14 protein-coding genes are annotated in these 14,669 nt (G+C 71.7%); 11 read left to right on the top strand and 3 right to left on the bottom strand.

From position 1 onward, the window contains the following. From VF665_RS19800 to VF665_RS19760, 9 genes are all read left to right on the top strand, one after another. On the top strand, positions 1–460 hold a 460-nt coding region (locus tag VF665_RS19800), incomplete at its 5' end, for a tetratricopeptide repeat protein (RefSeq protein ID WP_331055193.1). Between the two features lie 186 nt (positions 461–646). Beyond that, positions 647–2,416 carry a BamA/TamA family outer membrane protein gene (locus VF665_RS19795; protein WP_331055192.1) on the top strand — a complete coding sequence of 590 codons (1,770 nt, stop codon included), beginning with the start codon at positions 647–649 and terminating at the stop codon, positions 2,414–2,416. 890 nt (positions 2,417–3,306) lie between these two features. Then, positions 3,307–4,668 (top strand): amidohydrolase family protein, encoded by a 1,362-nt coding sequence (locus tag VF665_RS19790; RefSeq protein WP_331055191.1) that lies wholly within the window; start codon positions 3,307–3,309, stop codon positions 4,666–4,668. Further along, positions 4,665–5,600 carry a cation diffusion facilitator family transporter gene (locus tag VF665_RS19785; protein ID WP_331055190.1) on the top strand — a complete coding sequence of 312 codons (936 nt, stop codon included), beginning with the start codon at positions 4,665–4,667 and terminating at the stop codon, positions 5,598–5,600. Before VF665_RS19790 ends, VF665_RS19785 begins: the two co-directional genes overlap by 4 nt. Next, on the top strand, positions 5,597–6,313 hold the full coding sequence (locus VF665_RS19780) for a methyltransferase domain-containing protein (RefSeq protein ID WP_331055189.1): 717 nt from the start codon (positions 5,597–5,599) through the stop codon (positions 6,311–6,313). The genes VF665_RS19785 and VF665_RS19780 overlap by 4 nt, the downstream gene beginning before the upstream one ends. Continuing rightward, the gene (locus VF665_RS19775) at positions 6,310–7,476 is read left to right on the top strand and encodes an NAD(P)/FAD-dependent oxidoreductase (RefSeq protein WP_331055188.1); all 1,167 of its coding nucleotides are present in this window, start codon (positions 6,310–6,312) and stop codon (positions 7,474–7,476) included. Before VF665_RS19780 ends, VF665_RS19775 begins: the two co-directional genes overlap by 4 nt. Next, positions 7,473–8,102: a cyclase family protein gene (locus VF665_RS19770; protein WP_331055187.1), complete on the top strand. Its 630-nt coding sequence runs from the start codon at positions 7,473–7,475 to the stop codon at positions 8,100–8,102. The genes VF665_RS19775 and VF665_RS19770 overlap by 4 nt, the downstream gene beginning before the upstream one ends. Before the next feature lie 11 nt (positions 8,103–8,113). Then, positions 8,114–8,926 (top strand): MBL fold metallo-hydrolase, encoded by an 813-nt coding sequence (locus tag VF665_RS19765; protein WP_331055186.1) that lies wholly within the window; start codon positions 8,114–8,116, stop codon positions 8,924–8,926. Between the two features lie 566 nt (positions 8,927–9,492). After that, a complete protein-coding gene (locus tag VF665_RS19760) occupies positions 9,493–10,959 on the top strand; it encodes a PAS domain-containing sensor histidine kinase (RefSeq protein ID WP_331055185.1) in 1,467 nt (488 codons plus the stop codon). 101 nt (positions 10,960–11,060) lie between these two features. Here VF665_RS19760 and VF665_RS19755 read toward each other — a convergent pair whose 3' ends face one another. Further along, entirely contained in the window at positions 11,061–11,528 is a 468-nt protein-coding gene (locus VF665_RS19755; protein ID WP_331055184.1) for a hypothetical protein, read from the bottom strand. A gap of 17 nt (positions 11,529–11,545) precedes the next feature. After that, positions 11,546–12,694 carry a hypothetical protein gene (locus tag VF665_RS19750; protein WP_331055183.1) on the bottom strand — a complete coding sequence of 383 codons (1,149 nt, stop codon included), beginning with the start codon at positions 12,692–12,694 and terminating at the stop codon, positions 11,546–11,548. A gap of 201 nt (positions 12,695–12,895) precedes the next feature. On the opposite strand from VF665_RS19750, the gene VF665_RS19745 reads away from it, so the two are divergent. Continuing rightward, the gene (locus VF665_RS19745; protein ID WP_331055182.1) at positions 12,896–13,927 is read left to right on the top strand and encodes an FAD binding domain-containing protein; all 1,032 of its coding nucleotides are present in this window, start codon (positions 12,896–12,898) and stop codon (positions 13,925–13,927) included. A 63-nt stretch (positions 13,928–13,990) separates the two neighbouring features. Here VF665_RS19745 and VF665_RS19740 read toward each other — a convergent pair whose 3' ends face one another. Then, positions 13,991–14,290: a Rho termination factor N-terminal domain-containing protein gene (locus VF665_RS19740; RefSeq protein ID WP_331055181.1), complete on the bottom strand. Its 300-nt coding sequence runs from the start codon at positions 14,288–14,290 to the stop codon at positions 13,991–13,993. 84 nt (positions 14,291–14,374) lie between these two features. Here VF665_RS19740 and VF665_RS19735 point away from each other — a divergent pair. Then, on the top strand, positions 14,375–14,669 hold a 295-nt coding region (locus VF665_RS19735), incomplete at its 3' end, for a L,D-transpeptidase family protein (protein ID WP_331055180.1).

The following is a 14,669-nucleotide window of genomic DNA, read 5'->3' as shown; positions in this document are numbered from 1 at the left end:
CCGGGCGCGCGCGCTCCCCGTGCCCGCGGCGCTCCTGTCCGGCGTGGCGAGCGACCTGGCCGAGCTGTGCATCCGCGACGGGCACGTGTCGCAGGCCGAGGAGTGGGGCCGCGTGGCCGAGGAGCACGCCATCGCCTCCGGGAGCGTGTACATCCTGGGCCGCATGTACCAGGGGCGCGGCAACATTGCCCGCGCGCGCGGCGACGACGACGGCTTCACCTTTTTTGAAAAGGCGCTGGAGATCGCCCGCGACAAGGGGTACCCGGTGCTGGAAGCGGAAACGCTGGCGGACTACGCGGAACTCCGGCGCCAGAGCGGCGGAACGGAGGAGGCGGTGGCCTACCTGGAGCGCGCGGGCGAGCTGTTCGCGGAGCTCGGCGCCATGCAGGACGTAGCGCGCATGGAGCGGGCGCTGCGGGAACTGCGCATGGAGCTGCCGATCGCCGCCGCGGCGGACTGACGCGGGGACACAACGCGCGTCGTTGGGACACGAACGGCGGGGCTTCCGGACGGGAGCCCCGCCGTTCTGCGTACGGGCGGTTTCGGCCCGATCATTGCCAATTCCCAAGGGCAATCTGGCACTACCGACGGATCTGGCGCGGCGCCGGTGCCATGCCGCCGCGCTTCTTTTTTACGACGCAGCCCCGTGCCCCGCTTTCGCACCGCCCTCGCCGTCCGGCTTGCGGCCGCCGCACTCGCCGTGCTCGCCCCCCGGGCGGGCGCGGCGCAGGCGCGTTCGTGCCCGGACGGTGCCATCTCCGAAGTGTTCATCGACCCGTCCGACATCTTCGAGGTGGGGAGCGAGGAGCTGGACCCCCGCTTCAACTGGGCGTACCGCGCCGCCAACCGGCTGCACCCCAAGACCAACGAGGGGGTCATCCGCAGCGAGCTGCTGGTAAAGGCGGGGGACTGCTACGATCGCGCCCGGCTGGAAGACTCGGAGCGCACGCTGCGCAACCTTTCGTTTCTGGCCGAGGCGGACGTGTTCGGCGTCCGGCAGGCGGACGGAAGCTGGCACGTGGTGGTCAAGACGCGCGACGAGTGGTCCATGCGGCTGGAGCCGCAGGTGGGCGACGAGGGCGTGGGGCTCAGCGGGGTGGAGTTCCGCGAAGACAACCTGTTCGGCAGCGGCAATTACCTCTCCGCCTTTGCCAAGGAGTACCAGGGCGAGCGGGTGTACGGCGGCACGGCGGGCACGCGGCAGCTGCTGTGGACGGACCTGGACGCCGAGATCGGCCTGCAGCGCACCCCGGTGGGGCACGCGTACTCGCAGCGGCTTTCCGACCCCTTCCGCGGCGAGTCGGACCGGTGGGCGTTCCGCGAGCAGGTAGAAGGGGGCGAGCGCAACTTCACCTACTTTGTGCGCGACGAGGATGGGCGGCTGCGGCGCACCTACTTTGAGGAGCGGCGGCGCGCGTTCGACGTGGGCGCGGTGTTCCGCGTGGGCCCGCGCGGCAACCTGACGCTCTTTGGCCTGGCGCTGGCGGGCGACTGGACGGAGTACCCGCGCGGCACGCTGTCGGGGGACGGCGACGGCGACGAGCCTCTGGCGCTGGGCGACGCCCCCGCGCCGGTGACCGGGCTGGACACGCTCTCCAGCATTCGCGTCGTCTTTCTTGCGGGGCAGCGCAACGTGCGCTTCGTGAGGCGGCGGTCGCTGGACGCGGTGCACGGGTCCGAGGACGTGCGGCTGGGGGTGGAGATCGAGGCGGGGGTGGGGCGCAGCCTTCCGTCGTTCAGCACGGACGACGACCTGTCGCTCACGCTGGGCTTTTCCACCGCGGCGTACCTGAGCCCCCGCATGCTGGCCGGCGTGCGCGCCACGGCGGAGGGGCGGCGCCTGTACGGTGCGGAGTCTGGCCAAGAGTGGCGGAACCTGTTCGGGCAGTTTGACGCGTGGGCGTACTACCGCCCGTCTGACGAGTCGCGGCACACCTGGGTGGCGGCGGGCACGGTGGTGGGGGGATGGCGCACGCGGGTGCCGTTTCAGCTCACGCTGGGCAACCGCACGGGCGTTCGCGGGCTGCCGCCGCACGCGTTTTCCGGCGAGCGGCGGGCGGTGGGCACGCTGGAGCACCGCATGTACCTGGGATGGCCGTACCCGCGGCTGTTCGACATCGGATCGGCGGCGTTCGTGGACGTGGGGCGCGTGTGGGCGGGCGGCGACCCGTTCAGCCGCACCTCTCCCGTCGCCGTGACGGCGGGGATGGGGCTGCGCGCGGCGTTCCCTCCCGGATCCCGCCGCACGTACCGGCTGGACTTTGCGTATCCCCTGACGGGCGGGGTGGAGGGGCGCGGGGTGCAGGTCATCTTCGGCATCGGCCAGGCGGTGGGGCGCACCGCCAACGAGGACGCGCAGCTTCGCCGCAGCTCGCGCCGGGCGCTCTCCGCGTCGCTGTTCAGCTTCCCGGACTGAACGGGTTTCACACAGCGGTACAGAGGCACGGATTAAAGACGAGGACGGGGAAACGGATCAGGGGATCCGTTTCCCTTTTTGATTCCGCTCTCCGCTCTTTGTAATACCGATTATCGAGAGTCGTTGTGCATAGTCATCGGAGCAACGATCAGGAGGAGGAGGGGCTGACCAGCCGGTTCGTCGATGCAGTCGCTTCCGACGAGAATGCACAATCGTTGATCGCAATCGGTATAACTCATTGGATCCCAACGGATTGTCATCCTGAGGAGGCGCCGGAGGCACTTGCATCCGCCCGGCACTCTGGCGCCGACGAAGGATCTGCTATGCCCGTGAGAACGGGTGTGCTCGTCGCGACGTTGGCTCGGCGGCAAGTAGATCCTTCGGTCGCGCACGGGTGCGGCGCAGGGGAGAGGACGTCGCACGCTCCCTCAGGATGACAGGTTTTGGCAAGCGTAACGTGTTGTGGTGCGGTCGTTTGCGCCCCTTTGCCGAGCGCGCCCGGATGAGGATGACAGGGCATTTGCGAGCGTAACGTGTTGTGGTGCGGTCGTTTGCAGCCGCCTTTGCCGGGCGCGCCCGGATGAGGATGACAGGGCATTTGCGAGCGTAACGTGTTGTAGTGCGGTCGTTTGCAGTCGTCTTTGCCGGGCGCGCCCGGATGAGGATGACAGGTTCTGGCGGGCGTAACGTGTTGTGGCGCGGGCATTTGCAATCGCTATTGTCGGGCGCGTCCGGATGAGAGTCGCGCGCCGGAGTGCGTTCGCGCGGTGGCGGATTCGGCGCCGATGCGCGGCGGGGGCGGGCGGGCTATTCTGTGGCCCCGCCGCGCGCGCGTGCTCCTTGCAACGGTCCGCGCGCTTCCGGCCTGATCCACCGACGCACCGCCCAGCATGCCCGAGCTTCCGCTGACCCTGTACCGCGCCGCGTGGGTGCTTCCCGCCTGCGGCGATCCCATCCGCGACGGCGCCGTTCTGGTGGGGACGGACGGCCTGATCGCGGCCGTGGGGCCGGCGACCGCAATCGAGCCGCCCCCGGGCGCCGTGGTGGACGACCTGGGGATGGCCGCGCTCATGCCCGGGCTGGTGAACGTGCACGCCCATCCCGAGCTGGCCATGTTCCGCGGCGCGCTGGAAGACCTCAACTTCCGCGACTGGATCCTGCGGCTGGTGGGCGCCAAGCGCGCGGCGCTCACGGAAGCCGACTTTCACGCGGCGGCGCGATGGACCATGGTGGAGGCGCTGCGTTCGGGCATCACCACGCTGGCGGCAACCGAATCGTCCGGGGCGTCCGCGGCGGCGCTGTGCGAGACGGGGCTGCGCGGCGTGGTGTTTCAGGAGGTGTTCGGGCCGGACCCGGCGCAGGTGGAGGAATCCATGGCCGGGCTGCGCGAGGCGGTGGATTGCCTGCGGGGCTGGGAGTGCGACCGCGTGCGCATCGGCGTGTCGCCGCACGCGCCCTACACCGTGAGCGACGAGCTTTTTCGCGCGGCGGGCGAGTACGCAGTGGCGGAGGGGCTGCCGATGGCCGTCCACGCGTCTGAGTCGCGCATCGAACAGCTGCTGGTGCGTGACGGGGAAGGCGACTTTGCGCCGGGGCTGCGGGCGCGCGGCATCGCCACTCCGCCTCGCGGCCGCAGCACCATCGAAATGCTGGACCGCCTGGGCGTGCTGCGCGCGCGGCCGCTCCTGATCCACTGCGTGCTGCTGGACGACGACGACATCCGCCGCGTGGCCGACAGCGGCTCGGCGGTGGCGCACTGCCCCGTGGCCAACGCGCGGCTGGGCCATGGCGTGGCGCCGTACGTGGAGATGCGCGCCGCCCAGGTGCGCGTAGGGCTGGGGACGGACAGCGTGGGGAGCAACAACCGGCTGGACCTGATGGAAGAAGCCCGCATCGCCTCCATCGTGCACCGCGCGCGGCTGGCGCGCAGCGACCTGATGCCCCCGGCGGACCTGCTGCGCCTGTGCACCATCGACGGCGCGGAGGCGCTGGGGATGGGCGGGCTGATCGGCACGCTGGAGCCGGGCAAGGCCGCGGACCTGTGCGCCGTCTCCCTGGCCGCGCCGCACGCCCGACCCGTGCACGATCCGCTCGCCACCGTGTTTCACTCCGCGCGCGGGTGCGACGTCATCCTTACCGCGGTGCAGGGCCAGGTTCTCTATCGGGACGGAAAGCTGGCGACCATCGACCCCGAACCGCTGGACGCGGCCATGACGGACGCCGCCGCGCGCCTGCGGGAGGCGATGACGTGAGCACGGCCGCGCACACGCCCGGGCCGGAGCGCGCGCGTGAGGTTCGCCGCGTGCTCAACGTGGTGCTGGGCGTCAGCCTGGTTCTCGTCGCCGGCAAGACGGCGGCGGGGGTGGCGTCCGGGTCGCTGGCCGTGCTGGGCGGCGCCTTTGATTCCGGGCTGGACGTGATGACCACGCTGGTTGCCATCGTCCTGGCGCGGGTGGCGGCGCAGGAGCCGGACGAGCTTCATCCCTACGGCCACGAGAAGTTCGAGGCGCTGGGCGCGCTGGCCATGGTCGCCTTTCTTTCCATCAGCGTGTTCGAGCTGGTGCGGACGGCCATCGAGCGGCTGCGGCACGGCGGCGAGGAACGGGTGGATACCTGGCTGGGCGCCGCGGTGATGGGCGCCTCGCTGGTGGTGGGCGTGGCCGCGTCGGAGTACGAGCGGCGCAAGGGGCGCCGGCTGGGGAGCGAACTGCTGCTGGCGGACGCGGCCCACCTGCGCGCGGACGTGTTCGTGACGCTCGCCGTTCTCGTGGGCCTGATCCTGGTCCGCTTCGGGTGGCACGGCGCGGACGCGTGGACGGCGCTCGTCGTCGCCGTGCTGATCCTGCGCACGGGGTGGGAGATCCTGCGCGCCGCCGTCCCCGTGCTGGTGGACGAGCGCGCGGTGGAACCGGCGGAAATCCTGCGCATCGCGCGCGGCACGCACGGGGTGGAGAGCGCGTACGACGTGCGCTCGCGCGGGCGGCAGGGCGCGCGCTTCGCGGAGTTGACCATCGTGGTCCCCAGCGAGATGGGGCTGGAGGACGCGCACGAGGTGTCGGACGCGGTGGAGCAGGCGGTGCGCGAGCGGCTGGGGGCGCGGCACGTCGTCGTGCACGTGGAGCCGCGCTCCGCCGCCCCCGCCGAGGTGGCCGAGGTGCCTGGCCGGGCGGAGGAGGCGCCGTGACCTCGCTCCCCCGGTCCGCGGGCGCGGAGCGGATGGACGAGCCCGGCCAGGACCCGGCCGAACTGGCCCGCAGCCTGGCGGACCTGCGCGGCGTGAACCGCTGGCTGGGCGGCACGCGAGTCGTCCTGCATCACCTGCGCGGATTCGTGGATGCGGAGCCGCCCCGGCGCTGGCGCATTCTGGACGTGGCAACGGGCTCCGCGGACATCCCGCTCGCCATCGCGCGGTGGGCGCGCTCGCGCGGCGTGGGGATGGAGATCGTCGCCACGGACGTGCATCCCACCACGCTCGCGGTCGCGCAGGCCCGGGTGGCGGGCGTGCCCGGCGTGCGCGCGGAGCAGGCGGACGCGCTCGCGCTTCCGTACGCGGACGGCGCGTTCGACCTCGCCCTCTGCTCCACCGCGCTGCACCACTTCGACGATCCGGCGGATGTGGCCGCCGTGCTGCGGGAGATGGGGCGCGTGGCGCGAGTTGGAGGGATCGTGAACGACCTGCGCCGCTCCCGCCCCGCGCTGCTGGGCGCCAACCTGCTCGCCGCGACGGTGTGGCGGACGCATCCCGTTACCCGCCACGACGGGCCGCTTTCCGTCCGCCGCGCGTTCACGCCGGGGGAGTTGATGCAGGCGGCGGACGCGGCGGGGCTGCCCGGGGCGCGCGTGCACACGCACGCCCCGTTTCGCGTCGCGCTCACCTGGCGCGGAGGGCGCACGTGAGCGCGTGGGATGCGGTGGTCGTCGGCGGCGGGCCGGCGGGGAGCGCGACGGCCGCACGCCTGGCGTCCGCCGGATTCGCCGTGCTGCTGCTGGACCGCGCGGCCTTTCCGAGGCGCAAGCCGTGCGGCGAGTGCGTGAACCCCGCCGGCGTGGCCGCGCTGCACCGGCTGGGCGCGCTGGACCGGGTGCTGGCGGCAGACCCCGCGCGGCTGGACGGCTGGCGCATCGCCGCGGCGGACGGGCGCGCCTTTCTGGGCCGCTTTCCCGCGGACGTGCACGGGCTGGGGATCGGCCGCGAGGTGCTGGACACGCTCCTGATCGAGCACGCGCGGGACGCCGGAGTGGAAGTGCGCACCGGGCTCAAAGTCGCGGACCTGCGCCGCGAGGGTGGACGCGTGGCGGGCGTGGTGATCGAGGACGGGACGGAGATCGCGTCGCGGATGGTGGTGGGCGCGGACGGTCTGCGCTCCGTCGTCGTCCGCCGCCTGCAACTGCTCCGCCGCCCGCCGCGCCTGCGCAAGCTCGCGCTCACCGCGCACGTCCGCCTGCCGGAGCCGATGGCGGGGCGAGGCGAACTGCGCACGCTCGGCGCGGGGTGCGTGGGGCTCGCGGAGGTGGATGGCGGCCGGGCGAACGTGACGGTCGTCGTCACCGGGGACGAGATGCACGCGGTAGGCGGGGACCGGGACGCGTACTTTGACGGCGCGCTGCTCCGCTGCGGGCTGGCGGGCGCCGAGCGGGTGGACGACGTGCTGGCGACGGGCCCGTTCGACTGGCCCGTGCGCCGCGCCATCGCGGACGGCGCGCTGCTCGTGGGCGACGCGGCCGGCTACTACGATCCGTTCACGGGGCAGGGGATTTTTCGCGCGTTGCGCGGCGCCGAACTCGCCGCGGAGGCGGTGGAAGCCGCCCTGCACGCGGGAGACGTGTCGGCGGCGGCGCTGGCGGGATACGAGCGGGCCCGGCGGCGCGCCTTCGGTCCGGGGGAGCGGCTGCAGCACTTGGTGGAGGCGTTCGTTTCGCGCCCGCGGCTGCTGGGGTGGGCCGCCGGCCGGTTCGCGCGCCGCCCCGTGCTGGGCGACGCCATCATCCGCGCGACGGGGGACGTGCGGCCGGTGAGCTCGCTCCTGTCGCCGTCGCTGGTCGCGCGGCTGGTGCTGTGAGCGGGTGGATCGACGCCACGCGGCCTGTCGTCTCGGGGATGCCGGTGTGGCCGGGAGACGCGCCCTGCCGGGTGGAGTGGACGGCGCGCATCGGTGCCGAGAGCGCGGCGAACGTGGCGGAACTGCGGTGCAGCGCGCACACCGGAACGCACGCGGACGGTCCGTTTCACGTCGTGGGCGGCGGCGCGTGCATCGGCGCGGCGCCGCTGGACGCGTTCATCGGCCGGGCTCTGGTCATCCCCATCCCGCCTGGGACGGCGCTGGATGCGGCGTGGGCGCGCGGCGTCATCGCGCGGGACGCGCCGGAGCGGCTGCTGATCCGCACCGGCGCGTGGACCGATCCATCCACCTTTCCCACGTCCTTTCCCGCGCCGTCGCCCGAGGCCGCGCAGGTGCTTGCGGACGCGGGACTTCGGCTGCTGGGGACGGATGCGCCGTCCGTAGATCCGTTCGACTCGGCGGACCTCCCCGCGCATCGCGTGCTGCTGGGCGCGGGGATCGCCGTCATCGAAAACCTGCTGCTGGACGGCGTGGCGGAAGGCGAGTACGACCTGATCGCACTCCCTCTGCGGCTGGAGGAGGCGGACGCCTCGCCCGTCCGCGCCGTGCTGCGCCCCGCCTCCTGATCCGATCCGCCATGCCGCGCACCCTGCTGGCCCCGAATCCGTCGCCCATGACGCTGGACGGCACCCGCACCTACCTGGTGGGGCGGGTGCGGCCCGTCGTCATCGATCCGGGGCCGGACAATCCCGCGCACCTGGACGCCATCATGGACGCGCTACAGGGGCACGCGCCGTCGCTGATTCTGCTCACGCACGCGCACGCGGACCACAGCGCGGGTGCGCCGGAGCTGGCGCGGCGCACCGGCGCGTCGGTGGCGTTCGGCGCGGGGGCGGACGGGTGGCCGTGGTGGCGCGGCGCGCAGACACGCGAACTGTCGGATGGCGACACCGTGGAGACGGACGAAGGCGTGCTGCGGGCGGTCCGCACGCCCGGACACGCGCCCGAGCACCTCTGCTTTCTGCTGGTGGACGGGCCGGAGCGGGGGGCGCTGCTGGGCGGCGACCTGTTCATGGGCGGATCGGACACCACGCTCGTGGCGCCGCCGGAGGGCGATCTGTCCGAGTACCTCGCCTCGCTGGACCGGGTGGAGGCGCTGCGTCCCACGGTGCTGTATCCCGCGCACGGCCCGCCGATTCCCGACGCGGTTGCCGCCATCGGCCGGTACCGCGCGCACCGCGCGGCGCGCATTGCGCAGGTGGAGGCCGCGCTGGCGGACGGCCCCGCCTCGCCCGGCGAGCTGATCGAGCGCGTGTACGGCCCGGAGCTGAACCCGGCGCTGCTCGGCGCGGCGGAGGGATCGCTGCGCGCCATCGTGGGGCATCTCACCAACCTGGGGCGCATCCGTCCCGCCGGGGCCGGGCGCGTGCAGCTTCGGGGGAGCGAATGAATTCGCCGCAACAACTGCGGAAAGTCCCCCCAAACGGACGGGGGGACTTCACCAGCACGCGGCGGCGGGTACCCACGCGGGAGGACGGAACCAAGCGCGTCCCCGGCTCTCCTGAGCGGATGAATCCGCCGCTCAGAAAGCGGTAAGCCCCGACTCGTGGCCGCTGACGCGTCCCCGATCGAGGCTTCAACTGCGCAAGGGACGCGCACGATTCTGGTGTGTGCCCCCTCTCCCACATCCGTTCGTGGGAGAGGGTGGCGAGCCTGAGCGAGCCGGGTGAGGGCCACAGCCGGCGCCGCGCGACACCCTCCGCACTCCGCACCTACGCCCTCCCCCCTCCGCACCTTCGCCCTTCCGCACTCACGCACCCAGCACTCACGCACCTCCTCACTCTCGTACTCTCGTACTTTCGTACTTTCGTACTTCCTTTCCCGTCCACTCCGTGTCCCAAACGGAACCTCTCCCCGCACGCCGGGTTTGCTTCCATGGCCGGCGGCACGAGGAGTGCAGCGACGTCGCCGTTTCCCTTTCGCCCCTCGCCGGGGGCGGAACCCTGGAGTGCCACCGTGTCTCCCGTGTCCACCCTGGAGATCGCCCGCCACGCCGGGCTCGAAGCGCTGGCCGACGGCTTCTGCCTGGCCGACGCCGAGTCCCGCGTCACGTATTGGAACGCCGCCGCGGAGCGCCTGTTCGGGATCGCCCGCGCCGAGGCGCTGGAGCAGTCCCTGTGGAGCCTGCTGCCCGGCGACACCGGTGCGGTGCTGCGCGAACGCATGGTGCGCTCCGAACGCGGCGCGGCCGTGGTTCCGCTCACCCTCCTCGCGGATGGCGAACTGTTCTCGCGGCACCTGGCCGTGCACGCCACCCGGCTGGACGACGGCGGCACCGCGGTGCACTTTCGCGATTCCACCGCGGAGCGGCGGATCGCCGACCAGCACGCTCAACTCCTGGAAAGCATCCGCGACGGGTTCATCGCCACGGACGCGGAGTGGCGCATCACCTACGTGAACCGCGCGGCCGAGGTGCTGGTTTCGCTGCGCCGCGACCGCGCCGTGGGAACGGTGCTGTGGACCCTGCTGCCGCCCGATCCGCCGGAACTGGCCGCCGCCATCCGCGGCACCATGGTGGACCGCGAGCCGCGCCACCTGTCCGCCATCCATCTGGAGCTCCTTTTCGGCCGCCGGTTCGACGCCTGGACGCACGCGCTGCCGGATGGCGGCGTCTCCATCCTGTTCGAGGACGTGACCGAGCGGCTCACCAAGGAGATGGAGCTGGCGCGCCTGGCGGCGGAGGCCGAGGAAGCCAGCCGCGCCAAGAGCCGCTTCTTTGCCGCGGTGAGCCACGAACTGCGCACGCCGCTGAACGCCATCGTGGGCTACACGCACCTGCTGGCGACCGCCACCTACGGCGAGGTTCCGGCGGGCGCCGTTCGCGCGTCGGAGCGGGCGAGCGTGTGCGCGGAGCACCTGGCGCGCCTCATCGACGACGTGCTGCTGCTCACCACGCTGGAGATCGAGCGGCTCCCCGTGTTTCCCGCCGCGGTGGAAATGGAGCCGTTTCTGGGCAACGTGCTGCCGCACCTGCGCCAGCAGGCGGAGGCCAAGGGGCTGGCGTTTTCCGTGGACCTGCCGGAGGAGTTTCCCGCCGTGTTCGCGGACCCGGAGCGGTTGCGGCAGATCGTGACGCCGGTGGTGTCCAACGCCATCAAGTTCACCTCGCGCGGGTCGGTGGGGGTGCAGGTGCGCGCGGCGGGGCAGCCGGGGTGGATGGAGATCGTGGTGCGCGACACGGGGCCGGGGATCGCGCCCGAGGACCGCGACCGCATCTTTGACCCGTTCGAGCAGCTGGGCGACGAAGCCCGGTCGGATTCCGCCAACCGCGGCACCGGGCTGGGGCTCACCCTGGCCCGGCGGCTCGCGCGGCACCTGGGCGGCGACCTGGGCACGGGCGAGCCGCAGGGCGAGGGCGCGGAGTTCATCATCCGTCTCCCCCTCGCCGCCCAGCCCGCAACCCAACTCATTGCGGACGAGTAGCTCCGCGCATCGGCGAGAGAACCGGGAGACAACGAACGGGCGGACCGCCAAGGTCCGCCCGTTTCTCTCCACCGGAGCAACTGCCGTGTTCGGGCTGTCGTTCAGGAGCCCCGCGCGGCGTCGGCGTCCAAACGGGCAATCTGGAGCGGCGAGAGCCGAAAGCTCTGCGCATCGGCGCCCCTGCAGTCGCGTACTACCAGCAGGCCGGCGTCGCGGTCCAATCGGACGAACCGGGCATGGCGCTTGATGACAGGGACGACATCACTGCCCTGCGCCACCGCCTCACGCACATTGGCAGCCGCGGCGGTCTGCGTCTGTTCGCAGAGATTGTGCTCGATACTGCAGAATCCACAGTAGTAGGCCGCGTGCGGCGGGCCGTCGTAATCTCCCGCCATTCCCATGTACGCGTGTTTGTAGAGCCAGAAATCGCAGTACTCGCCGTACTCCAGTTCCTCGCTCGAACACCACCAGCATTCCTGGTCTTTCGCGCCGGCAGCCCATCCGTGTACCGGAATCCCGGCGATCACCACCAGCAGCGCCGTGAGAGCGAGACGCGTCTGCTTTCTCATTGCGGCCTCCAGAGTGACTAGGGGGCAAGCCTGATCCGCCATACGTCGATCACCGTACTTCCGTCGCCGTCCTCTCTGTGCGCGTACACCTCCGTCGGTGACAGGAAACCTGCAATCAACCGGTCGTTCAGGTCGCCGTGCGCGACCACCCGGCCCGACCGGCTGTCCAGCACTTCCATGTAGATCTCGTAGCGGGCGCGTGCGTCTGCCTCGTCAAGTTGCGCAACCGGGCCCTCTCCCCCCGCCGAGCCGCGGCGAGCCCGCGGCCGAAAGCTCATGTCCTCGCGATACAGAAGCACGCGGATGGACCGGGACCGCGGATCGTAGGCGAGGTCGCGGATGGACCCGGGCTGCCGGGTGGCGGAGCGCGGGCGATCCGGTCCGAACCACGGGAGCGCTCGGTTGAACGCGCGCTCCCGGCGTCCATCGGGGTTCAGCAATTCCAGCCGATACTGGTGTTTGAACCCGGCCCACATGCGGCCCGAATCCGCCGGGGCGATCAGCCGCGGCCGGTCGCGCAGGTCGGGTGAGGCGGAGCCCAGCGTCCCCAGCCGCCTTCCCTGCCGGTCGGTGGCCACCAGCGCGGGAACCTGCTCTGGAAACCCGATGCTGAGAATCAGCCGACTGCCCACAAAGCGGATGTCGCGCACCTGCCCGGGCGGCCGGAACGAGCGGACGAACCGGTGCTCGGGGGAAAAAACCGAGATCTGCTGCGATCGGTCAAACGCGAAGAGTGAGTCTCCCGGCGAGACAAAGACCCGCTGTACGTGGGTGAACTCGCCCGGGCCGCCGCCGCCGCGCCCCATCGTTTGCAGAAACCGGCCTCGCGGGTCGTAGATGCCGATCCGGGCCGGATCCGTGAGCCCTGCCGCATAGTACCGGCCCCGGGAATCCCGCGTAACCCAGGAGGTGAGCCGAAGATGGGCGCCGTTTCCTCCCCCGGAGAGAACGGCGACGCGCTGGATCCGGATCGTTCCCGGCTGGGCGCGCGACCGCTGGGAATTCTGTGCCTTGCCCGTTCCCATCGCGATCAACAGGAGCACCGCGGCCACCAAGCGGCTGGCCGCTGCCGATTGGAGGGGTGGGAGACGTTGGTGCGTAGGCTGGAGATGTCCCATTCTCGTCGCCAGTTGTGGAAGCGTGGACGGGTACACGGAATTGCCCACGTCCGGGATACGCCTTGGACTGTCCGGTACGCGCCAACTTTCAGCAGCACCACTCGTGCCAATTCGTTCACCGACAGGACTCGGAACAGCCTTGCTCTCCCGTGGCCGACCCCCGGCGTGGTCCGGACTGGAACCCGGGGCGGCGGGGCCGTATCTTGAACGCCTGGCCGAACGACCTCACGCCGACCCGTCACCGCGCCGATGCTTCGTCTTCACGAGTACACGTACCACCGCCCGGGCACGCTGGCCGAAGCCCTCGCGTTTCTGCGCGAGCACGAGGATGCGATCCCCATTGCGGGCGGCACGGACCTGATGCCGAACATGAAGCTGCGCCTGTTCACCCCGCGCCACCTGGTGGCGCTCAAGGGGATCGCGGAGCTGCACGGCATCACCGTGGCGGACGCGGACGGACAGCCGGCGGAGGACGCGAACGGCGGCGCGGAGATGGTGCTGGGCGCGGCGGTCACGCTCACCCAGGCCGCGCGCGACGAGCGGGTGCGACGGTGGTTTCCCGCTCTGGCGCAGGCGGCGGGGCAGGTGGGCGGCCCGCAGGTGCGCAACCAGGGCACGCTGGGCGGAAACCTGTGTCTGGACACGCGCTGCACCTACTACAACCAGACCGAGTTCTGGCGCAACGCGCTGGGCTACTGCCTCAAGAAGGACGGCACCGTCTGCCACGTCACCCGGACCGGCAAGAAGTGCGTTGCCGCCCACTCCGCCGACACCGCGACCGCCATGATCGCGCTCGGCGCGCGGGTGGACCTGGTCTCTGCCGAGGGGACGCGCACGCTGCCGGTGGAGGCGTTCTTTGTGGCGGACGGGCAGTGGAACATCGTGCGCCGCCGCGACGAACTGGTGGCGCGCATCCGCGTTCCTCTTCCCGCGCCCGGAGTGCGCATGTCGTACCAGAAGGTGCGGCAGCGCAACAGCATCGACTTTCCGCTGCTGTCCATCGCCGCCGTGGCGGACCTGGACGCGGGCGACGTGGTCCGCTCGCTGTCGGTGGTGGTGTCGGCGCTGGGGTCGCGGCCGCGGACGGTGACCGGGCTGGACAAGCTGGCGCCGGGAAACCGGCTCGCGGAGGTGGCGGACGCGGTGGCGCAGCAGGCGTACAAGCAGTGCCATCCGCTGGAGAACATCATCGTCGACCCGGAGTGGCGCCGCGCCATGGTGCCGGTGTACGTGCGGCGGGCCCTGCAGGAAATGTCGTCCGCGCCGGCGCTTGCGGCCTGACAACGAGACGCGCGCCGGGCGGAGTGCCGCCGGGCGCGCGTTCGCGTGGATCCATCGCCGGGGTCAGTGGTCGGCGCGGATGGCGGCGATGAGTTCTTCCTTGGCCAGCTTGCTGCGCCCCTCGATCTTGCGCTCCTTGGCGATGTTGTACAGCTCGTCGCGCGTGTGCTCTTCCAGCGGCCGGTTGGGATTTCCCGTTCCCATGGTGCGCTGGTTGGGAGTGCGGCCCTCCTGCCGCCGGTGCTTGTTCACCGTCCGCGCCGCGATCTCCTCGGACCGTTCGGGAGACATGCCGCGATCCATCGAGCTTTCCTTGATGGCGTCGTACATCTCCTTGTCGTGCCTGTTCCAGCTTCTGGGCATCCCGGCCTCCGCGCGTGTGGGTCCAACCTCGTGCGCGCGCGAATCGCAAGATCCGCGCGCGGTCCGCTTTCTCCTGTCCGCTGGATGAGACGCGCCTCCCTGATCGCGCTCCTGCTCTCGCTCGGCGCCGCCGCCGGCCTGGGCGCGGCGAACCGCCCGGACGCCCGCCCGCTCCGCGCGGATGCCGTGGCGGACCGCGTGGTGGTGCACAAGCAGCGGCGCACCCTGACGCTGCTGCGCGGTGGCGCCGTGCTGAAGACGTACCCCGTCTCGCTCGGCGGCGCGCCCTCGGGGCACAAGCGGCGGGAGGGCGATGAGCGCACGCCTGAAGGGGTGTACGTGCTGGACGCGCGCAATCCGCGCAGCAGCAACCACCTGG

It is taken from the genome of Longimicrobium sp. (assembly GCF_036387355.1).
Classification (GTDB): domain Bacteria; phylum Gemmatimonadota; class Gemmatimonadetes; order Longimicrobiales; family Longimicrobiaceae; genus Longimicrobium.
This window is presented reverse-complemented; position numbering and strand designations above follow the sequence as displayed.